A 20,982-nucleotide genomic window follows, 5' to 3' on the forward strand; every position below is an offset into this window, starting at 1 on the left:
GAAGCACGGTATCAGTTCGACTGGCGACGCAGGAATGCCGGGATTTCCAGCTGGTCGTCTTCCTGCATCATCCGGGCCTGCGGAACCGCGCGACCTTGGTCGTCGAGGTTGCCGCGACGCGGTGCGTAGAGGCTTGCCTCCGGCGACAGCGGACGGCGCTGCTGCGAAGCGGCCGGCGGTGCTGCGGTCATATCGGCGGCAACGGCGTCGTCGTCGCGACGGCCAAGCGAATTGGTGATTCGCTTGAGGAGGCCCATCGGACCGCGCTCCTCCGCCGCATGGGCAGACGCCGGCTGCGTGCGGTGGTCGAGTTCGGCCTGGACGACCGGCGGGAAATCCTCGACCTTCGGCATGCGCATCGGTTCGGGCGCCTGACGGATGACCGGCTCCTGCCGGATCGGCTGCTGCTGGACCGGCTGGCTGATGACCGGCTGGCTCATGGCGGGCGCCGGAGCCTGCTGCTGTACCGGTGCCGGACGCATTGCCGGAGCTTCCGGTGCAGGCGCGAAGATCTTGCTCTGCGGACGGAAGGCCTCCTGCTGTGGAGCCGGCTGCTGCAGCGATGCGGCAGCACGCGGGGCCGGAATTTCGAGCTCGCGCTCCATCTCGGCTTCGCGGATGGTCTGCGCGATCGGATCCATGGCCTTCGGTGCCTGCATCACGGGGGCAGGCTGAACTGCGGCCGCTGCCGGAGCAACAGCCGCGGAGGGACGGATAACCGGCCTTGCTGCCGGCTGGAGGTTGCGTTCGGCGGCTTCGTTCATCGCCCGGTCGATGCCGGTTGCGACGACCGAGACGCGGATGATGCCTTCGAGCGATTCGTCGAAGGTGGCGCCGAGGATGATGTTGGCGTCAGGATCGACTTCCTCGCGGATGCGGGTCGCGGCTTCGTCGACTTCGAAGAGGGTGAGGTCGCGACCGCCGGTGATGGAGATCAGCAGGCCCTGGGCGCCCTTCATCGAGGTTTCGTCGAGCAGCGGGTTGGCGATCGCAGCCTCTGCAGCCTGCAGCGCGCGGCCGGAGCCGGAAGCTTCGCCGGTGCCCATCATCGCCCGGCCCATCTCGCGCATCACCGAGCGGACGTCGGCGAAGTCGAGGTTGATGAGGCCTTCCTTGACCATCAGGTCGGTGATGCAGGCAACGCCCGAATAGAGAACCTGGTCAGCCATGGCGAAGGCATCGGCGAAGGTCGTCTTGTCGTTGGCAATGCGGAAAAGGTTCTGGTTCGGAATGACGATCAGCGTATCGACAGACTTCTGCAGTTCCTGGATGCCCATCTCGGCCAGGCGCATGCGGCGCCCGCCTTCGAAATGGAACGGCTTGGTGACGACGCCGACCGTCAGGATGCCCTTGTTGCGAGCCGCCTGTGCGACAACCGGAGCAGCACCTGTGCCGGTGCCGCCGCCCATGCCGGCGGTGACGAAGCACATATGCGTGCCGTTCAGGTGATCGACGATCTCGTCGATGCACTCCTCGGCGGCCGCCCGGCCAACTTCCGGCTGCGAGCCGGCACCGAGGCCTTCAGTGACGTTGACGCCGAGCTGGATGATGCGCTCGGCCTTCGTCATCGTCAGCGCCTGCGCATCCGTGTTGGCGACGACGAAATCGACGCCCTGGAGGCCGGCGGTAATCATATTGTTGACGGCATTGCCGCCTCCGCCGCCAACGCCGAACACGGTGATGCGCGGCTTCAGCTCTGTGATGTCAGGCTTTTGCAGCTTGATGGTCATGGTACCTGTTCCTTCTCTCTCTGGCCGCATCGCCACGCCGGCCAATTACGCAATTTCAGAAGCTTTCCTTCAGCCACTGGCCCATACGGGCGATGCGGCTGTTATTTCCTCCAAGCGACATGAGCAGACCGCTCTGTGACGCATGTGTCTCCATGTCCGCGACCTGCGGATAGATCATCAGGCCGACGGCCGTCGAAAAGGCCGGACCCTTGGCCGCCGTCGGCAACCCCGAGACGCCCATCGGACGGCCGATGCGGACGTTGCGGGCAAGGATGCGCCGCGCCACATCGGCAAGGCCGGTCAGTTGGCTCGCTCCGCCGGTCAGCACGACGCGCTTGCCGACGATCGGGCTGAAGCCGGAGCGCTGGATACGGTCGCGGATCAGTTCCATCGTCTCTTCGATACGGGCCGAGACGATGCGTGAAACCAGCGCCCGCGGCACCTGCGACGGCTGGTCGCGATCGTCCTCGCCGATCGGCGGGATCGAGATCAACTCGCGCTCGTCGGAGGAATTCGAAAGGGCCGAGGCATGCACGACCTTCAGCCGCTCCGCATCCTCGATGCGGGTCGAAAGACCGCGCGCCAGGTCGGTGGTGACGTGATGGCCGCCGAGGCCGACGGCATCCGTATGAACGAGCTTGCCCTCGGCAAAGACCGAGATCGTCGTCGTGCCGCCGCCCAAGTCGATCGCCGCGCAGCCGAGCTCGACCTCATCGTCGACGAGAGCCGCAAGACCCGATGCATAGGGCGTCGCGACGATGCCCTCGACTGACAGATGCGCACGATTGACGCTGAGTTCGAGGTTCTTCAGCGCCGAGCGCTCCGCCGTCACCACATGCATGTCGACGCCGAGCGCATCGCCGTACATCGCCAGCGGATCGCGGATGCCGCGCTCGCCGTCGAGCGAGAAGCCGGTCGCCAGCGAATGCAGCACCGAGCGGTCCTGGCGCAGCGACTGCTGGCAAGCGGCCGACAGCACCTTCTTCAGATCGTTGAGTTCGACTTCCTGGCCACCGAGATCGATCGTCGCGGTATAGATGTCGCTGCCGAGGCGGCCAGCCGTCAGGTTGACGATCAGGCTTTCGACGGTCAGCCCCGCCATGCGCTCGGCCGCGTCGACGGCGAGACGGATGACGCCTTCCAGCGCGTCGAGATCGGCGATGACGCCGGTCTTGATGCCACGGGAACGCTGGTGACCGATGCCGATGATCTCGATATTGTGCGTGCGGCCCGGCAGGATCTGGCTTTCCTCGCGCGGCGTCAGCCGGCCGATCATGCAGACGACCTTGGTCGAACCGATGTCGAGCACCGAAACGACATGTGACCGCTTCGACGAAAGCGGCTTCAGGCGCGGCAATCCGAAATGGGATGAACCGAACAAGCTCATATATTCTGCCCCGCCTTCTTCAATTCTTTCGTACGCTCCGTCACTGCCGTCTGCCTGCGGACCGCCGCCTCCGGCGTCAGCTGGATCGCGGTTCTGTCGGCCAGCCTGAGATCGACTGCGGCAATGTCCCGCTCCAGCAGCTGGTGCTCCTTGTCGAACTTCGAAAGCGTCGCCAGTGCCTGGTCAATACCGTCTTCCGGGAGCTTGACGACGACGCCGTTGTCCATATGCAGGTCCCAGCGACGCCCGGATATCCAGACATAGGCCTTCACGCGGGCCTTCACGTCGGGCCATTTCGAGAAGGCATCGTCGAGCGAAGCCGCCGCCGTTTCGGCATCGCGGCCGACGACGAGCGGCAGCGCCGAAAACTTGTTGTCCCGCAGCGGCGCAATGACGCTGCCGTTCTTCTCGATCAGGGAAAGCTCCTGCCCGTGCTGCCAGATCGCATAGGCCTGGCGCTCTTTAAGCTTCACCTCGATCGTCTTCGGATAGATCTTGCGGACCTCGACATTTTCGACCCAGGGAAGATGCGCGATCTTTCGGCGGGCGGCATCGACGTCGAGGGCGACCAGCGAGGTCGTGCCGTCAAGGCCGATCAACTGCAGGATCTCGATTTCGGAGGTTTCCGAATTGCCGGAGACCTTCACGTCCTCGATCGCAAAACCCGCGGCCGTCGTTGTCGCCTGCGCGACGGCTTCCGTGTGACCGCCGAGCGACATGCCGTAAAGCCCCGTCGCGCCCAAGAAAGCGAGCGCCGAGACCGTGCCGGTATGAACAGGAATGTAAATGCGGCCGCTGCAGAGACTGATCAGAAAGCGCGTGACCCGGCGCAGCGGACGCGGCAGCACGAACCGCTCTTCGGCTTCCATGATCGGAAGCACGGCATGATGGCTGGGGCGCCCTATCCTTTTGACTGTCAACGCAAACAAGACGCGTCCTCCACCATCCACCGGAGAAACTGACCAAACGAATAGCCGGCATGACCGGCCATTTCGGGCACGAGCGAGGTTGGGGTCATACCTGGCTGGGTATTGACTTCCAGCCAGATGATTTCGCCGTCTTCGGAGAAACGATCGTCGTAACGAAAGTCGGACCGACTGACGCCGCGACAACCGATTGCCTGATGCGCCCTTAGGGACAATGTTTGTATTTTTTGGTAAATATTCGGTGAAATTTTCGCGGGGATGACGTGTTTTGAACCGCCTGCCGCGTACTTGGAGTCGTAATCATAAAAATTGTGTCCCTGCGGCACCACTTCCGTGACACCGAGCGGAGTTTCACCCATGACACCGCAGGTGAGTTCGCGACCGTAAACATAGCGCTCGACGATCACCTCTTCGCCGTAGCGCCATTCGGGCGAGCTGACGATCTGTGGCGGATGCGCCTGATCTTCGGTGACGATGACGACGCCGAAGCTCGACCCTTCGCGGACGGGTTTCACCACATAGGGCGGCTTCATCGGATGCGTCGCGGGAAAGGCGAAACGGTTGACCACCTGCGATTCGGCCACCGGAATGCCGGCGGCGCCGGCAACGAGCTTCGCCTTGTCCTTGTCCATCGCCAGCGCCGAGGCAAGCACGCCCGAATGCGTATAGGGGATTTCAAGATATTCGAGGATGCCCTGAATGGTGCCGTCCTCGCCGAACGGGCCGTGAAGCGCATTGAAGACGACATCGGGCTTCAGCGCAGCAAGCTTCTCGGAAACGTCGCGCGCCACGTCGATACGCGTCACGTCGAAGCCCTCTGCCTCGAGGGCTTCTGCGCAAGCCTTTCCCGAGGAAAGGCTGACAGGCCTTTCCGAGGAAAATCCGCCCATCAGGACAGCGACATGCTTGCGACTCATCAACACCCCCAAAAAATAACTTCCAGTTTCGAAATCGACGCTTGCGCGAAGCTGTCTGCGTCGTTTCAGGCCTTTGTCCGACCTGGGTGCATTAGAGCATCATTATGGTTAATGAAGTGTTTACTTTCGTTAACTTCGTATTGCCGCGCCCTTGATTTTTTAACCTTCTCTTCTTCGGGATTGCCAGATCGAAGACGCCGCCGATCCGCGAAAACAGAAAAACCCGCACGGAAAAACCGCGCGGGCTCAATGGGATAGCTCGCTATCTTGCAGTCAGTCGGCGTCGTCGAGGAATTTCCATACGAGCCCGCCGAGCGCTCCACCCGCAAGCGGCGCAATCCAGAACAGCCAGAGCTGCTGCAGCGCCCAGCCGCCGACGAAAAGCGCCTGGCCGGTGGAACGCGCTGGATTGACCGAGGTATTCGTCACGGGGATGGCAACGAGATGGATCAGCGTCAGGCCGAGGCCGATCGCAAGCGGCGCGAAGCCCGAAGGCACCCGGCTGCTGGTCGAACCCAGGATGATGATCAGGAAGAACATGGTCAGCAGCACTTCGATCAGCAGCGCCGAAAGCAGTGAATAACCACCCGGAGAGTGCTCGCCATATCCGTTGGCGGCAAAGCCGCCGAGTTCGAAACCCGCCTTGCCGCTGGCGATGAGATAAAGCAGCGCCGCCGCGGCGATGGCGCCGACAACCTGCACGACGATATAGGGAACGAGGCGCGCCGCCGGAAACCGTCCGGCAACTGTAAGGCCAAGCGAGACGGCGGGATTGAAATGACCGCCCGAAATGCCGCCCACGGCATAGGCCATCGTGAGCACGGTCAGACCGAACGCAAAGGCCACGCCGACAAAACCGATTCCAAGCTCGGGATAGGCCGCGGCCAGCACGGCACTGCCGCATCCGCCGAAGACCAGCCAGAACGTGCCGAGAAATTCGGCGACAAGACTCTTTTGCATGGATATTTCCTCCGCCCTCAACCAGAGGGTTAGCAATGAATCCGTTACAATTTGATTCCGGTCAAGCATGTGAGCGTCACCGTGGCAAGCCTCGCGCAAGGCAGGAAAACCCAAGGATTCGAGATGACGCCGGGGACCGCGAGCCGGTAACGCATGCGGGCAGCGTCCCCTGTGAACACTCCATGTTTTGACGTTTTCACAGACCTGAAATAGCGTTAAAACCCGCCGGCCTCCCACGGCGATTCACAAAAATACTGATTGGAATGAAAATGCCTGACGCGATCTCCGCATCGCCGACTCCTGCCTCGAACAGCACGCAAGTCAATTCTCCGGCCCGCGTCCTTATCGCCAGCCTTGTCGGCACCACCATCGAATTCTTCGACTTCTACGTCTACGCGACAGCAGCCGTCCTCGTCTTCCCGCATCTCTTCTTCCCGGCAAGCGATTCGAACGCCGCAACGCTGCAGTCGCTCGTCACCTTCTCGATCGCCTTTTTCGCCCGCCCCATCGGCGCCGTGGTTTTCGGTCATTTCGGCGACCGTATCGGCCGCAAGGCGACGCTCGTCGCCGCACTGATGATGATGGGGCTTTCGACGGTCCTGATCGGCATGCTGCCAGGCTATGATGCGATCGGCATCGCAGCACCCCTGTTGCTGGCCCTTTGCCGTTTCGGTCAGGGCCTCGGCCTCGGCGGCGAATGGGGTGGCGCCGTTCTGCTTGCCACCGAAAACGCTCCTCCCGGCAAGCGCAGCTGGTACGCCATGTTCCCGCAGCTCGGCGCGCCGATCGGCTTCATCCTCTCCTCCGGCTTCTTTCTCATCCTGGCGGAAACGATGAGCAACGAGGATTTCCTCGACTACGGATGGCGCATTCCCTTCATCGCCAGCCTCGCCCTCGTCGCCGTCGGCCTCTATGTCCGTCTGAAGATCGCCGAGACGCCGGAATTTCGCAAAGCCGTCGAAAAGCACGAGCGCGTTGCCGTACCGATCGAGGTCGTCTTCCGCGACCATCTGCGAAGCCTGATCCTCGGCACCTTCATTGCTGTGGCGACCTTCGTGCTGTTCTACCTGATGACGGTCTTCACGCTCTCCTGGGGTACGACACCTCTGGAAAAGGGTGGGCTCGGTTACTCCCGCGAGCAGTTCCTGGTCGTCCAGCTTGTCGGCGTCCTGTTCTTCGGCCTGACGATCCCGCTCTCCGGCTGGCTCTCCGACCTCTATTCGCGCCGCACCATCCTGACGCTGACGACGATTGCCATCGCCATCTTCGGCTTTTTCTACGCGACGCTGTTGACCAGCGGTCTGACCGGCGCTTTCCTGTGCTCGATCATCGGCCTCGCCTTGATGGGCTTCACCTACGGCCCGATCGGCGCTGCCCTGGCCGCCCCCTTTCCGACCACGGTGCGCTATACCGGCGCCTCGATGACCTTCAACCTCGGCGGCATCTTCGGCGCTTCGCTCGCCCCTTATATCGCCACCTGGCTCGCCACCCATTACAGCCTGGACTATGTCGGCTACTATCTCGCCGCCTCGGCAGTGATCTCGCTCGTCTGCATCCGGCTGTCGGGCCGCGAGGAAGTCTGAGCCTCGAGCAGCAAGCAAACAACAAGCCGCGACTTGCCAACGTCGCGGCTTTTTTATTGATGCCGTGAGCAGTTCCGGTTAACCGGAACACTCACGGCAAAACGGGAAAAGATCATGCGATGCCTCATTACCGGCGCAGCCGGCTTTGTCGGTGGGCCTCTCGTCGAAAGACTGCATAGAGGGCGGATATCCGAGCTCGCGGTGACGACGCGATCTGCAGCCGCCAGCTTCCCGACATCAGTGCGGCATTTCCCCATCGAGATAACAAGCGAAACCGATTGGACAGCGGTTCTCGAGGGCATTGATGTCATCGTCCATCTCGCCGCTCGTGTTCACATCATGAACGACCGCGCAGCCGATCCGCTTGCGGAATTTCGTCGGATCAACACCGCCGCCACGTTGAACCTCGCCGAGCAGGCCGCCCGCGCGGGCGTAAAAAGGTTCGTCTTCATCAGCAGCATCAAGGTCAATGGCGAGGAGAACGATCGGCCCTTCCGGCATGACGATACGCCAATGCCGATCGATCCCTATGGCATTTCGAAGCTGGAAACTGAAATCGGGCTGCATGAAATCGCCGCTCGAACAGGCATGGAAGTCGTCGTCATTCGCCCGCCGCTCGTCTATGGACCCGGTGCGAAGGGCAACTTCGCCCTGCTCGTCGGACTTGTCCGGAAGAAGATACCGCTCCCCTTCGCGTCGCTGAAGAACCTCCGGACCCTGGTCGCCCTTCCAAATCTCGTCGATCTGATCATCACCGGGATCAAGCATCCGGGTGCTGCCGGCCAGACCTTTCTCGCAGGCGATGGAGAAGATCTTTCGACTCCCGGGCTTATCGAAGGGATTGCCGCAGGGCTAGGTGTCAAGCCGATGCTGCTCCCCTTCCCCCCAGCACTGTTGCAGATGGGTGCGCGCGTCACCGGAAAGGACGCGGTCTACCAGCGTCTTTGCGGTTCCCTGCAGGTCGATATATCCCACGCCCGCGACGTGCTTGGCTGGTCGCCCGTCGTCACACCGCGCGAAGGCCTGAAGCTTGCGGTGACGTAACCGCTACTCGCTCGTCACGCCGTGGAACGGACGCACTTCTCGGCCGGGCATGAAGACGCCGAGGCGTTTTATTTCCCATTCGAGCTTGATGCCGTCTTTTTCGAAGACCTCGCGACGCACCTGTTCGCCGAGATATTCGAGATCGTAGCCGGTTGCCTGCCCCATGTTGATCATGAAGTTGCAGTGAAGCGACGACATCTGCGCTCCGCCGATGACGAGGCCGCGGCAGCCTGCCTCGTCGACCAGTTTCCAGGCCGAATGGCCGGCCGGGTTCTTGAAGGTAGAGCCGCCGGTCTTTTCGCGCACCGGCTGTACCGTCTCGCGATGATTGCGCACAGCGTCCATCTCGGTGCGGATCTGGGCGCGCTCTTCCGGATAGCCCTCGAACAGCACCGAGGTGAAGATCAGATCTGTCGATGCGGTCGAATGCCGGTAGGAATAACCCATCTCGGCGTTGGAAAGCACATGCTTGTCGCCCTTGCGGTCGACCGCATGGACTTCGATCAGCCGCTCGCGCGTCTCGACGCCGTTGGCGCCGGCATTCATGCGCGCCGCGCCGCCGATACCGCCGGGAATGCCGTAGAAGAAATGGAAGCCGCCGATGCCGTTGTCCATCGCCATCGCCGCCACATGTTTGTCCGGGCAGATGGCGCCGGCGAGAATGCGGTTTTCACCGGCAAGCTCGACGAAGCCGAACCCCTTGGCCGACAGGCGCAGCACGACGCCGGGAATGCCGCCGTCGCGTACCAGGATGTTGGAGCCGACGCCGACCACCGTCAGCGGCACCTCTTCCGGCAATATCTTCAGGAAGGCGATGAGATCGTCGATGTCATGCGGCTGGAACATCAGCTCGGCCAGGCCACCGGCCCTGAACCAGGTGACACGGTCCATCGGGGCATCCGGCGTGATACGGCCGCGGATATCCTTTACACCGTCTCCGAGAGACGCGAGAAGCTTTTCCCCATTCACCTGTTTCATACGGACTTTCCCGATAGGCCTTCCAGTTGCTTGGGCAGCGCCGCCGCCCAGGATGTGATGCTCCCAGCCCCCAACAGAACCACGAAATCGCCAGGCTTTGCAACCTCCGCGACCATCTGCGGCAAAAGCTCCGCCGAGTTTATAAAGCGGGCGTCGCGATGGCCGCCGGATTTGATGCGTGAGACCAGCGACACGGAATCGATGCCTTCGATCGGATCCTCGCCCGCCGCATAGACCGGTGCCAGGAAGATGCTGTCGGCATCGTTGAAGCAGGCGGCGAATTCCTCGAACAGGCTCGCAAGACGGCTAAAGCGATGCGGCTGGTGGACGGCGATGACACGCCCCTTGCAGGACTCTCGGGCGGCGCGCAGCACCGCCTTGATCTCGACGGGATGATGGCCGTAATCGTCGAATATCTGCACGCCGTTCCACTCGCCGGTCAGCGTGAAACGACGCTTGACGCCACCGAAGGAGGCAAGCCCCTTGGCGATATCGGCGCTCGATATGCCGAGCCGGTTGGCAACGGCGATCGCCGCCGTTGCGTTGGAAATATTATGGCGCCCCGGCATCGGCATGACCAGCCCCTTGAGCTCGATCACCTGGCCTGTGCGGCGGCGGCGGATTTCGACGTCGAATATTGAGCGCGTGCCGTCGATGCGCACATTCTTGAAGCGCACGTCGGCCTGCGGGTTCTCGCCATAGGTAATGATCTTGCGGTCCTCGATGCGGCCGACCAGCGACTGCACCTCGGGATGGTCGAGACACATGACGCCGAAGCCGTAAAACGGCACGTTCTCGACAAACTGCCGGAAGGCTGCACGCACGGCGTCGAAATTGCCGTAATGATCGAGATGTTCCGGGTCGATATTGGTGATGACGGCGACATCGGCCGGAAGTTTCAGGAAGGTGCCGTCCGATTCGTCGGCCTCGACCACCATCCACTCGCCCTCGCCCATGCGGGCATTGGTGCCGTAGGCATTGATGATGCCGCCATTGATGACGGTCGGGTCGAGCCCGCCGGCTTCGAGTAGTGTGGCGACCAGCGAGGTGGTCGTCGTCTTGCCATGCGTGCCGCCGATGGCGATCGCATTGCGGAAGCGCATCAGCTCGGCCAGCATTTCGGCACGGCGCACCACCGGCAGCAGCTTTTCGCGCGCGGCGATGAGCTCCGGATTGCTCTTCTTGATCGCCGTCGAGACGACGACGACTTCGGCCTCACCCAGGTTTTCAGGCCGGTGACCGACGAACACCTCGATGCCCTTGTCGCGCAGGCGCTGGACATTGGCGCTGTCGGCCTGGTCCGATCCCTGCACCTTGTGTCCGAGATTATGCAGCACCTCGGCAATACCGCTCATGCCGATGCCGCCGATGCCGATGAAATGGACGAGGCCGATCGTCTTCGGCAGTTTCATGCGCGTGTCCTCTTGAATTCCGCAATTGTCCGTCTGGCGGCAATAGCCTCAACCATGTCGGCAAGCAAGTTCGCGGCATCGGTTTTCCCGGCGCGTTTCGCCGCCGCCGCCATGTGCGAAAGCTTTTCCGGATCGTTCATGCCAGCCGTCAGGATCGCCGCGATCTTCTCCGGCGAAAGCTCCGACTGGGCGATCACCTTCGCTCCGCCGGTCGCAGCGAGTGCCGCCGCATTCGCCGCCTGGTCGTGATCGAGAGCATGCGGGTAAGGGACGAGCACGGCCGGCCGGCCTATGACGGAGATTTCCGAAACCGTGGATGCGCCCGAACGGCAGATGACGAGATGCGCCCTCGCCAGCCTCTCGGCCATGTCGGTAAAGAAGGGGGCGATATCGGCCCCCATTTCCAGCTTGGCGACGCAGCCGCTGACCATTTCCATATCCTCGGGACGCACCTGCTGGGTGATGCGCAGGCGCACGCGAAGCGCCTCGTCGAGCAGGCTGATCGCCGTCGGCAGCGCCTTGGAGAAATATTGCGCGCCCTGGCTGCCGCCGAAGACGACGAGGTTGAAGGCCTCGCCCGGATGCGACGGCATGTAAGGCACCTCGGCCGCAGCGATGATCGCCGGGCGGACCGGATTGCCCGTCGTCACCGTCTTGTCTGGAAAGGCCGCGCCCCCCTCCGGCAGGAACCCGCCGGCGATGGCCTGCACGCGGGTTGCCAAGGCCTTGTTGGCGCGCCCCATCACGGCATTCTGCTCGTGAATCATCGAGGGCACGCCGAGCCGGGTGGCGGCAAGCAGCGGCGGCACGGTGGGATAACCACCGAAACCAACGACGATGATAGGCCGCAGCCGCTGAATCAGCTTCTTTGCCGCCCGCATGCCGCTCCAGAGCGTCCACAGCGAGCGGGCGACAGCAACCGGGTTCTTCGAGCCGATCGTCGCCGACGGCACGACATGGATCTCCTCGGCCGGAAATTTGCCGGCATAACGCTCGGCCCTGCTGTCCGTGACGAGATGCACCGAATAGCCGCGCTCCTTCAGCTTGAAGGCCAGCGCCTCCGCCGGGAACACATGGCCGCCGGTTCCCCCGGCGGCAAGCAGCACGATGCCTTTGCTCATGGTCTTCTACTCCGCCGGCATGCCGTGCGGGACGCGGAAGAGGCTCCGGTCCTGCGCGCGTTTTTCCGGTCGATGGCGGGTCAGCGCCAGGATGAAGCCGGCGGTGACGCAGATCGCCACCATGGACGAGCCACCATAGGAAATCAGCGGCAGCGTCATGCCCTTCGCCGGCAACAGTTCGAGATTGACGCCGATATTGATGATCGACTGGATGCCCATCTGCAGCACCAGGCCGGCGACGGCGAAGCGGTTGAAGTCATTGCGTTCGCGATAGGCATGCGAGAGGCCGCGCAGCACCAGCACGGTAAACAACGCGACGAGCGCCATGCAGAAGACGATGCCGAATTCCTCGGCCGCGACCGAGAAGATGAAGTCGGTATGCGCATCCGGGATGATGCGCTTGACGATGCCTTCGCCCGGCCCTTGGCCGAACCAGCTGCCGCGGATGATCGCCTCGCGCGCGGTGTCGATCTGGAAAGTATCACCTTCGCCGGTCATGAATTTGTCTATACGCAACGCAACGTGCGGGAAGACGTAATAGGCGCTGAGCAGGCCGCCGGCGCCGCCGATGCCGAGCAGCATGATCCAGATCCACGGCATGCCGGCCATGAAGAACATCCCGCCCCACACAGCCGTGGTCAGGATGGTCTGGCCGAGGTCCGGCTGCGCGATGAGAAGGGCTGCGACGATGCCGAACAGGATGATGGCAAAGAGATTGCCGGGGATCTCCGGCTGGCGCGCATGTTCGGCAAACAGCCAGGCGCAGACGACGACGAAGGCGGGCTTCATGAATTCCGATGGCTGGATGGAAAGGCCGGCGATCCAGATCCAACGCCTGCCACCCTTGACCTCCTGGCCAACGAACAACACCAGCACCATCATGGCGACCGAGATGATCAGGATCAGGATCGCGGTGCGCCGCACCTGGCGCGGCGTCAGGAACGACAGCCCGAGCATGACGCCGATCGAGGGGATCATGAAGGCGGCATGGCGCTTGACGAAGTGGAAAGGCTCGAGCCCGATGCGTTCGGCGACCGCAGGAGATGCCGCAAATGACAGCATAAAGCCGATGCCCATCAGAAAGATGAACATCGCCAGGAAGAAGCGGTCGATGGTCCAGAACCAATCGGCCAGAGGCCCACGTTCCGCGCGGCTTACCATGTCATTTCTCTCCTGTTGCCGGACCGATCAGCATCGCAATCCCGTCAAGCGCTGCCACGTGGCCGACGAAGGCTTCGCCCCTGACTTCGAAATTCTTATACTGGTCGAAGCTTGCGCAAGCCGGGGATAACATCACGGCCGAAGCGGCGCTCTCGTCGCGTTCGGCATCGGCGGCCGCATGCGCGACGGCGCGCTCCAGCGTATCCGATATTTCGTAAGGAACAGCCTCGCCGAGCGTCGCGGCGAATTCCGCCGCCGCCTCGCCGATCAGATAGGCCTTGGCGATGCGCGGAAAATAGGGAGCGAGCGTCGTGATGCCGCCAGCCTTCGGCAGGCCGCCGGCGATCCAGTAGATGCGATCATAACTCGAAAGGGCCGGCGCCGCGGCATCGGCATTGGTCGCCTTGGAATCGTTGACGAAAACGACACGGCCACGCTGCCCGACCGGCTGCATGCGGTGCTTGAGGCCGGGGAACGAGGCAAAGCCGGCGCGGATGTCATCGGCCGACACGCCGACGGCAAGGCAGGCAGCGACGGCTGCGGCGGCGTTCTGCGCATTGTGGCTGCCGCGCAGCGTCTGGATGCCGTCGAGATCGACGAAAGGCAGCATCGCGCCGCCGGCAGCTTTGATGAGCCTGGTGCCCTCGGCATAAATCCCGTCGGCCACGACGTTGCGGCGCGAGATGCGGACCACCTTGACGCCCGCCCGCTCGACGCGGTCGGCAATCAGCGCCGAATGGCTGTCGTCGATGCCGACGATTGCAACATCGCTACCGGCGACCAGCCGTTCCTTGACATCGGCATAATGCTGCATCGTGCCGTGACGATCGAGATGATCGGGCGTCAGGTTGAGCAGGATGCCGGCCGACGGGTCCAGCGTCGGCGCCAGATCGATCTGGTAGGAGGAGCATTCGACGACGTAATAACGCTCGGCCTTCGGCGGATCGAGCGTCAGCACGGCCGTACCGATATTGCCGCCGAGCTGCGTGTCGTAGCCGGCGGATTTCAAGATATGGGCGATCAGCGCCGTCGTGGTCGACTTGCCGTTGGTGCCGGTTATGGCGATGAAAGGGCAATCCGGCGCATGGGCGCGGCGCTCGCGTACGAAGAGCTCGACATCGCCGACGATATCGACGCCGGCCGCGCGGGCAAGATCGACAGTCCAGTGCGGCTTCGGATGGGTGAGCGGCACGCCGGGCGACAGCACGAACAGCGCCTGCTGGCTCCAGTCGATGCTGTGCAGGTCCTCCGTCCTGATGCCTTCGGCAGCGGCCTTGGCGACACTGTCGGGATTGTCGTCCCAGGCGGTCACCTCGACACCACCTGATACCAGCGCCCGGGCGGTGGCAAAGCCGGAGCCGCCGAGCCCGAAGAGCGCGACCTTCCTGTCCTTGAGCGTCGTGACCGGGATCATCGCCGCCTCACCGGAGCTTCAGCGTCGAAAGGCCGAGCATCGCAAGGCCGACGGCAACGATCCAGAAGCGGATCACCACCTGGCTCTCGGTCCAGCCCTTCTTCTCGAAGTGATGATGGATCGGCGCCATCAGGAAGACACGCCGGCCGGTCATCTTGAAGAAGCCGACCTGGATGATGACGGACAGCGTCTCGATGACGAAGAGGCCGCCGATGATTGCCATGACGATCTCGTGCTTGGTGGCGACGGCGACGGTGCCGATCGTGCCGCCGAGTGCCAGCGACCCCGTGTCGCCCATGAAGATGGCGGCCGGCGGCGCGTTGAACCAGAGAAAACCGAGACCAGCGCCGATGACGGCGCCAAGCACGACGGCGAGTTCGCCGGTGCCGGGCACGAAATTGATCTGCAGGTAATTCGCAAACACCACGTTGCCGGCGAGATAGGCGATGACGCCGAAGGAGGCGGCGGCGATCATCACAGGCACGATGGCAAGCCCGTCGAGACCGTCGGTCAGGTTGACGGCATTGCCGGCGCCGACAATGACGAAGCCGCCGAAGACGACGAACATGATGCCGATATTGATCATGAAGTCCTTGAAGAAGGGAAAGGCGATCGAGGAGCCGAAGGTCGAGCCGGCAATCCCCGAGGCAAGGGCGGTGCGCATCATGAAATAGACGGCGATGCCGGCGATGACGAATTCGATGCCGAGACGCGCCTTGCCGGAAAAGCCCATATGGCTCTGCTTCGTTACCTTAAGATAATCGTCGTAGAAACCAATCGCACCGAAGCCCAGCGTCACCAGCAGCGTCGCGACGACATAGACGTTGGAAAGATCGGCCCAGAGCAGCGATGCGCCGACGATGCCGGCGAGGATCATCAGCCCGCCCATGGTCGGCGTGCCGGCCTTCTTGAAATGCGTCTGCGGCCCGTCGGCGCGGATCGGCTGGCCCTTGCCTTGCCGGATGCGCAGCGAATTGATGATCGTCGGCCCGAACAGGAAGACGATCAGCGCTGAGGTAAAGAGAGCGGCCCCCGTGCGGAAGGTAATATATCTGAACAGATTCAGAAATTTGAAATATTCCGACAGTTCGACAAGCCAGATCAGCATTCAGGGCCCCTTGTTTACCCGATCAAAATTCGCGTTGCGTGTCGGCAAATGGCGGGAACTTGTCAAGGAGCGCGGCGACGATCTTGCCGAAACCGATGCCCAGAGACGATTTCACCATCAACACGTCGCCTGGCGCGACCGAGTTCAATACATAGTCCGTCAATTCGCTCGTGTTCTCGCGATATTCGACATGGACGCTTTCCGGCAACGATTCCTTGAGCGCAGCCATCTCCGCTCCGGCCAACCAGACATGTTCGATACCGGCAGCAAGCAGCGGCACGGCAAGGTCGGTATGGACCTTCTGCGCATAGTCGCCCATTTCCAGCATGTCGCCGAGCACGGCGATACGGCGTCCGCGGCCGGTCGGCTCGGAGGCCGCCAGCAGCGCGATCGCCGCGCGCATCGAGGCCGGATTGGCATTGTAGCTCTCGTCGATCAGCGTGAAGCTGCCGCCGCCGATCGAAAGCCGGTGGCGCTTGCCCCTGCCCTTTTCCGGCTTCAGCGTCGCAAGCGCTTCGATCGCCTTCTGCATATCGGCGCCGACGATCCTGACGACGCCGAGCGCTGCGAGCGCATTCTCGGCGATATGGCGGCCCGGCGCGCCGAGCGCAACTTCCAGCGTCTCGCCGCCGATCGTCAGCCACAGCGTCGAATTCTCGTCGGAACCATTGAATTCTGCGAGCCGGAATTCAGCCTTGGCATGCTGGCCGAAGGAATGGATATGCTCGATGCCGAGCGATTGCGCCGTGCGGTCGAGGAAATTGAACTGGTCGTTGTCGCGGTTGAGCACGACATGGCCGCCGGGTTCGAGCCCCTCGAAGATCTCGGCCTTGGCGGCGGCGATTTCCTTGATGTTCTTGAAATTGCCGAGATGCGCTGGCGCGATCGTCGTGATGATGGCGACATCGGGACGGATCATCGCCACCAGCGGCCGAACCTCGCCGGGATGGTTCATTCCGACTTCGAAGACGCCGTAATCCGTATCCTCAGGCATGCGCGCCAGCGTCAGCGGCACGCCCCAGTGATTGTTGAAGGAGGCGACGGAGGCGTGCACCTTGCCGGAGGGAGCCAGCACATGCCGCAGCATTTCCTTCGTGGTCGTCTTGCCGACCGATCCGGTCACTGCGATGATCCGGGCCTTAGAGCGCTCGCGCGAGGCAAGGCCGAGCCTGCCAAGTGCCGCCAGCACATCTTCCACGACGATCATCGGCACCGTCAGGCGACCCATGGCGGGAAGTCTCGCCTCGCTGACGACGAGAAGGGAAGCGCCGTTCGCCATCGCCATCGAGGCGTAGTCGTGACCGTCGACGCGGTCACCCTTGATCGCGAAGAAGGCTGCGCCTGGAGTAGTCGAGCGGCTGTCGATGGAAATGCCGGTGATGCCTTCGGGCAGCGTGCCGAAAGGGCGCCCCGCCATCGCTGCGATCATGTCTTCCGTCGTCCAGAGCCAGCTCAAGATTTCAACTCCTCCAAAGCCCTGCGCACCTCCGCATGATCGGAGAACGGCAGGGTGACGCCGTCGATCGTCTGCCCTTCCTCATGCCCCTTGCCGGCGACAATCAGCGTATCGCCGGATCTCAGCATGCTGACCGCTTCGCGGATCGCCGAGGCGCGATCGGCGATTTCCGCGGCACAGGCCGCCGCCGCCATGATCTCCGCCCGGATCGAGGCCGGTTCCTCCGAACGCGGATTATCGTCGGTGACGATGACGACGTCGGCAAGACGGCAGGCGATTTCGCCCATGATCGGCCGTTTGCCGCGGTCACGGTCGCCGCCGCAGCCGAAAACGACGATGACGCGGCCGGTGGTGAAGGGCCTGACAGAGCCCAGCACGTTTTCCAGCGCATCCGGCTTGTGGGCGTAGTCGACATAGGCGAGCGCGCCATCTTTTGTATGGCCGACAAGTTCGAGACGGCCGGACGCGCCGACGAGCTTCTCGAGCGCGGCCATCGCAACCTTCGCCTCAACACCGGTCGACATGGCAAGCCCTGCTGCGACCAGCGCGTTGGCCACCTGAAAATCGCCGGCCAGCGGAATGTCCACCTCGAAGATCTCGCCGCCGATATGGATCTCGGCCATCTGCTTGTGGCGGAAGTGCTCGACGCGCTTCAACGAGAGGTAATCGCCCTTTCGCCCGACGGTACGAATGTCATGACCGGCATCGGTCGCGGCCTTGATCGCCTGCGCGGACCACGGATCGTCGGCAAAGATCACCGCCGGCGATCCCTTCGGCAACAGCGTATCGAAAAGCCGCATCTTGGCGGCCATATAGGACTCGACGGTCGGATGATAATCCATATGGTCGCGGCCGAGATTGGTGAAGGCGGCGGCGGCAAGCCTGACGCCGTCGAGCCGGCACTGGTCGAGACCGTGGCTGGAAGCTTCCATCGCGGCATGTGTCACGCCTTCTCCGGCGAGTTCGGCCAGCAGCTGGTGCAGAGACACCGGATCGGGCGTCGTCAGCGAGCCATATTCGTTGCGCGTCGGCGAGACGACGCCCGTCGTGCCGATCATCGCGGCCGTGTGGCCCGCATACGCCCAGATCTGCCGGGTGAAAGAAGCGACCGAGGTTTTGCCGGCCGTGCCGGTGACGGCGACCATGGTATCGGGCTGCTTGCCGTGGAAACGCGCGGCGGCGATGGAAAGGAAACGGCGCGGCTCCTTGACCGCAAACACGGGGATCGAAGCATCGATGGCTTGAGAGGCGATGGCGACGGCAGCGCCACGGCCGGCGGCATCCACGATGAAGCCCGCGCCGTCGGCCTTGGTGCCGGCGACCGCGACGAAGACATTGCCCGGCGCCACCTTGCGGCTATCCGAAGACAGGCCTGAAATATCAAGCAGCCCTGCCGGGCCTTCGAGCTGTGCTTCAAGTTCCGGAAACTGATCTCCGGCCAAGTCTCGCAATTTCATCGAATGCACTTTTCTCTCTTGAAGCCGGTTCACCCCTCGCGAATCGGCGTCGATATTCATTCACACTCAATAAGACACCAGCAAGGCCGATCCGCCCTCCCCGAATTTCGGCTCGATGCCGAGAATGGGAGCCGCACGGCTGATGATCTCGCGGGCGATCGGACCGGCGGTGCCGGCGGAGATCGTTCCGCCATAGGCTTTCTCGCCGGTCTTCGGCTCGTCGCAGAAGGTGATCACGGCATATCTGGGATCGTTGATCGGGAATGCGGCGATGAAGGAATTGAAATTCAGGGTTGCCGAATACCGCCCGTTCACCACCTTATCTGCCGTGCCGGTCTTGCTGCCGACGCCAAAGCCCGGCACGCGGGCGACACGCCCGGAACCCTTGTAGCCGTTGAAGTCGAGCAGATAGCGGATCTCGTCGCTGGTGGTCTTCTTAATGACCTGCGTGGCGATCTCATCGGCCTGTTCGCGGGTGCGCGGCAGGAATGTCGGCTCGATCAGCTTGCCGCCATTAACGAGAGCAGCAGCCGCCACCCCTGTCTGCAGCGCCGTCGTCGAAACGCCATGGCCGAAGGAAATCGTGATCGAATTGATCTTCTTCCAGACGCGCGGCTGGCTCGGCATCTTCACTTCGGGCAGTTCGGTCTGCATCTTCGTCAAGAGCCCGAACTTGGTCAGGTATTCCTTCTGCGCGTCGATGCCGACGATGTCGATGACGCGCGCCGTACCGATATTCGAAGAATACTGGAAAATCTCGGGAACAGTCAGCCAGCGGCGCTGCCCGTGAAAATCGTGAATGGTGAAGCCGCCGATATAGATCGATTTGCTGGCATCGAAACTGTCGGTCATCTTCACCTTGCCGCTATCGAGCGCCATGGCCAGCGAAAAGGTCTTGAAGGTCGAGCCCATTTCGAAGGTGCCGTTGGTCATCCGGTTGAGCCAACCCTCCTTGGCGCCTTCCTGCGGATCGTTCGGATCGAAATCCGGCGCCGATGCCATCGCCAGCACTTCCCCCGTATGCACGTCGATGACCGCGGCACCAGCGCCCTTGGACTGGAAGTTGGTGACGGCATTGACGACCGCGTCCCGGACGATGTTCTGCACGCGCAGGTCGATCGAAAGGCGCACCGGCTCGAGCGGCTGGTCGCTGGTCATGCCGACGGAGGCGAGATCGGCAAGCCCCTGGTCGTCGATAAATTTCTCCATGCCGGCGACACCGCGGTTGTCGATGTTGACGTAACCGAGGATGTGCGCGGCGGTCGCCCCGCCCGGATAGAAGCGGCGTTTCTCCGGCCGGAAACCGATACCGGGAATGCCGAGCGCCAGGATCTGGCTCTGCTGCTTCGGCGTCAGTTGCCGGCGCAGCCAGGCGAAATGCGAGGTCTTGACCGAGAGCTTCTTGTAAGTGTCCCTGACGTCGAGCTCGGGCAGCACCGTTGCAAGCTTCTCGACCGCCTCGTCGGCGTCGACGATCTTGTTCGGCTCGGCAAACAGCGAGACGGTGCGGATGTCGGTCGCCAGCACCTCGCCGTTGCGGTCGAGAATGTCGGGCCGCGAAGCCATCAGCCGGTCGGGCGGCAGAATGCTGGAGACGACCTCCTGATCCTTCATCGCATATTCGACGAGACGACCGCCGATGACGGCGTAGACGCCCATGAAACCAAGGATCAGCAGGCCGACGCGGCTTTTTGCCTGCCCTGATTTCTTCTTTCGCGATCCCTCGATCGCCAGGCCGGCGGGGGAAGGACCGCCGAACCGGTTATAGACGCCGGCGGAGAAATGCGCCTGGCTCTTCAATACCATGATGCGGGAAAGAAACGACATTATTCCTCCACCGATCCGGTTTCGATCTGGTCTGCATCCTCTGCCTCGCCGCGTGGCGCAGGCATCGGAATGGGCTGCGCCTTGGCGGTGGCTTGCGCGCCCTTGGTGTCTGGTGCGCCTTTGGCGCTGGCCACGGTCGCGCCTTTGGCGCTGGCCACGGTCGCGCCTTTGGCGCTGGCCTTAGCCTCCGTCACGTCAGGCACGGGAACCTCGGATTTCAGCATCGGCAATTCCTTGGCATGCACGAGCGCCGTCGATTCCGTCGGCTGCAGCTTCAATTCTTCATTGTAGGCTTTGACCAGCCGCTCCAGCCGGTTCGGCTGCGATTGCAGCGCCCAGTCGGCCTTGAGAAGGTCGATCGTGTCCTTCTCGAGCTTGATCTCGGCTTCGAGGCGATGAACCTCCTCGAGCTTCAATTCGGCGCGGTGCTTGATCGTGTAGGTCACGGCGGCGGTGGCCGTCATGACGCCGATGAGCACGAGATCGAACGTCTTCAGCATA

Annotated in this window: 17 protein-coding genes; 2 read left to right on the forward strand and 15 right to left on the reverse strand. The window is 62.7% G+C overall.

The annotated features are described in order from the left end of the window. Positions 1 to 11: 11 nt before the first annotated feature. From ftsZ to aqpZ, 5 genes are all read right to left on the reverse strand, one after another. Positions 12 to 1,730, reverse strand: a complete 1,719-nt coding sequence (gene ftsZ, locus AC2444_RS14385) for a cell division protein FtsZ (RefSeq protein WP_012758278.1) — start codon at positions 1,728 to 1,730, stop codon at positions 12 to 14. 55 nt (positions 1,731 to 1,785) lie between these two features. Continuing rightward, positions 1,786 to 3,117, reverse strand: a complete 1,332-nt coding sequence (gene ftsA / locus AC2444_RS14390) for a cell division protein FtsA (RefSeq protein WP_012758279.1) — start codon at positions 3,115 to 3,117, stop codon at positions 1,786 to 1,788. Further along, a complete protein-coding gene (locus AC2444_RS14395) occupies positions 3,114 to 4,046 on the reverse strand; it encodes a cell division protein FtsQ/DivIB (RefSeq protein ID WP_012758280.1) in 933 nt (310 codons plus the stop codon). Before AC2444_RS14395 ends, ftsA begins: the two co-directional genes overlap by 4 nt. Further along, a complete protein-coding gene (locus AC2444_RS14400) occupies positions 4,034 to 4,960 on the reverse strand; it encodes a D-alanine--D-alanine ligase (RefSeq protein WP_012758281.1) in 927 nt (308 codons plus the stop codon). Before AC2444_RS14400 ends, AC2444_RS14395 begins: the two co-directional genes overlap by 13 nt. 273 nt (positions 4,961 to 5,233) lie before the next feature. Further along, positions 5,234 to 5,920 carry an aquaporin Z gene (gene aqpZ / locus AC2444_RS14405; RefSeq protein WP_012758282.1) on the reverse strand — a complete coding sequence of 229 codons (687 nt, stop codon included), beginning with the start codon at positions 5,918 to 5,920 and terminating at the stop codon, positions 5,234 to 5,236. A 269-nt stretch (positions 5,921 to 6,189) separates the two neighbouring features. On the opposite strand from aqpZ, the gene AC2444_RS14410 reads away from it, so the two are divergent. Both AC2444_RS14410 and AC2444_RS14415 read left to right on the forward strand, forming a co-directional pair. Next, a complete protein-coding gene (locus tag AC2444_RS14410; protein ID WP_128448862.1) occupies positions 6,190 to 7,503 on the forward strand; it encodes an MFS transporter in 1,314 nt (437 codons plus the stop codon). A 114-nt stretch (positions 7,504 to 7,617) separates the two neighbouring features. Beyond that, positions 7,618 to 8,547 (forward strand): UDP-glucose 4-epimerase family protein, encoded by a 930-nt coding sequence (locus tag AC2444_RS14415; protein ID WP_012758284.1) that lies wholly within the window; start codon positions 7,618 to 7,620, stop codon positions 8,545 to 8,547. A gap of 3 nt (positions 8,548 to 8,550) precedes the next feature. Here AC2444_RS14415 and murB read toward each other — a convergent pair whose 3' ends face one another. From murB to ftsL, 10 genes are read right to left on the reverse strand one after another with little or no spacing between them, the layout of a single operon-like run. After that, a complete protein-coding gene (gene murB, locus AC2444_RS14420; RefSeq protein WP_012758285.1) occupies positions 8,551 to 9,525 on the reverse strand; it encodes a UDP-N-acetylmuramate dehydrogenase in 975 nt (324 codons plus the stop codon). Then, on the reverse strand, positions 9,522 to 10,937 hold the full coding sequence (murC, locus tag AC2444_RS14425; protein ID WP_012758286.1) for a UDP-N-acetylmuramate--L-alanine ligase: 1,416 nt from the start codon (positions 10,935 to 10,937) through the stop codon (positions 9,522 to 9,524). Before murC ends, murB begins: the two co-directional genes overlap by 4 nt. Next, positions 10,934 to 12,058 carry an undecaprenyldiphospho-muramoylpentapeptide beta-N-acetylglucosaminyltransferase gene (gene murG, locus AC2444_RS14430; RefSeq protein ID WP_012758287.1) on the reverse strand — a complete coding sequence of 375 codons (1,125 nt, stop codon included), beginning with the start codon at positions 12,056 to 12,058 and terminating at the stop codon, positions 10,934 to 10,936. The genes murC and murG overlap by 4 nt, the downstream gene beginning before the upstream one ends. Before the next feature lie 6 nt (positions 12,059 to 12,064). Continuing rightward, complete coding sequence (gene ftsW, locus AC2444_RS14435) at positions 12,065 to 13,219, reverse strand: putative lipid II flippase FtsW (protein WP_012758288.1); 1,155 nt, start codon at positions 13,217 to 13,219, stop codon at positions 12,065 to 12,067. Position 13,220: 1 nt separating this feature from the next. Further along, positions 13,221 to 14,633 (reverse strand): UDP-N-acetylmuramoyl-L-alanine--D-glutamate ligase, encoded by a 1,413-nt coding sequence (murD, locus tag AC2444_RS14440; protein ID WP_012758289.1) that lies wholly within the window; start codon positions 14,631 to 14,633, stop codon positions 13,221 to 13,223. A gap of 7 nt (positions 14,634 to 14,640) precedes the next feature. Continuing rightward, positions 14,641 to 15,741 carry a phospho-N-acetylmuramoyl-pentapeptide-transferase gene (gene mraY, locus AC2444_RS14445; RefSeq protein WP_003541415.1) on the reverse strand — a complete coding sequence of 367 codons (1,101 nt, stop codon included), beginning with the start codon at positions 15,739 to 15,741 and terminating at the stop codon, positions 14,641 to 14,643. Between the two features lie 22 nt (positions 15,742 to 15,763). Beyond that, positions 15,764 to 17,197 carry a UDP-N-acetylmuramoylalanyl-D-glutamyl-2,6-diaminopimelate--D-alanyl-D-alanine ligase gene (locus tag AC2444_RS14450; RefSeq protein WP_012758290.1) on the reverse strand — a complete coding sequence of 478 codons (1,434 nt, stop codon included), beginning with the start codon at positions 17,195 to 17,197 and terminating at the stop codon, positions 15,764 to 15,766. Further along, the gene (locus AC2444_RS14455) at positions 17,194 to 18,714 is read right to left on the reverse strand and encodes a UDP-N-acetylmuramoyl-L-alanyl-D-glutamate--2,6-diaminopimelate ligase (RefSeq protein ID WP_017994721.1); all 1,521 of its coding nucleotides are present in this window, start codon (positions 18,712 to 18,714) and stop codon (positions 17,194 to 17,196) included. The genes AC2444_RS14450 and AC2444_RS14455 overlap by 4 nt, the downstream gene beginning before the upstream one ends. A gap of 6 nt (positions 18,715 to 18,720) precedes the next feature. Next, positions 18,721 to 20,481, reverse strand: a complete 1,761-nt coding sequence (locus AC2444_RS14460) for a peptidoglycan D,D-transpeptidase FtsI family protein (protein ID WP_012758292.1) — start codon at positions 20,479 to 20,481, stop codon at positions 18,721 to 18,723. Next, the gene (gene ftsL / locus AC2444_RS14465) at positions 20,481 to 20,981 is read right to left on the reverse strand and encodes a cell division protein FtsL (protein WP_012758293.1); all 501 of its coding nucleotides are present in this window, start codon (positions 20,979 to 20,981) and stop codon (positions 20,481 to 20,483) included. The genes AC2444_RS14460 and ftsL overlap by 1 nt, the downstream gene beginning before the upstream one ends. Between the last annotated feature and the right edge of the window lies 1 nt (position 20,982).

Source organism: Rhizobium sp. WSM1328 (assembly GCF_057653715.1).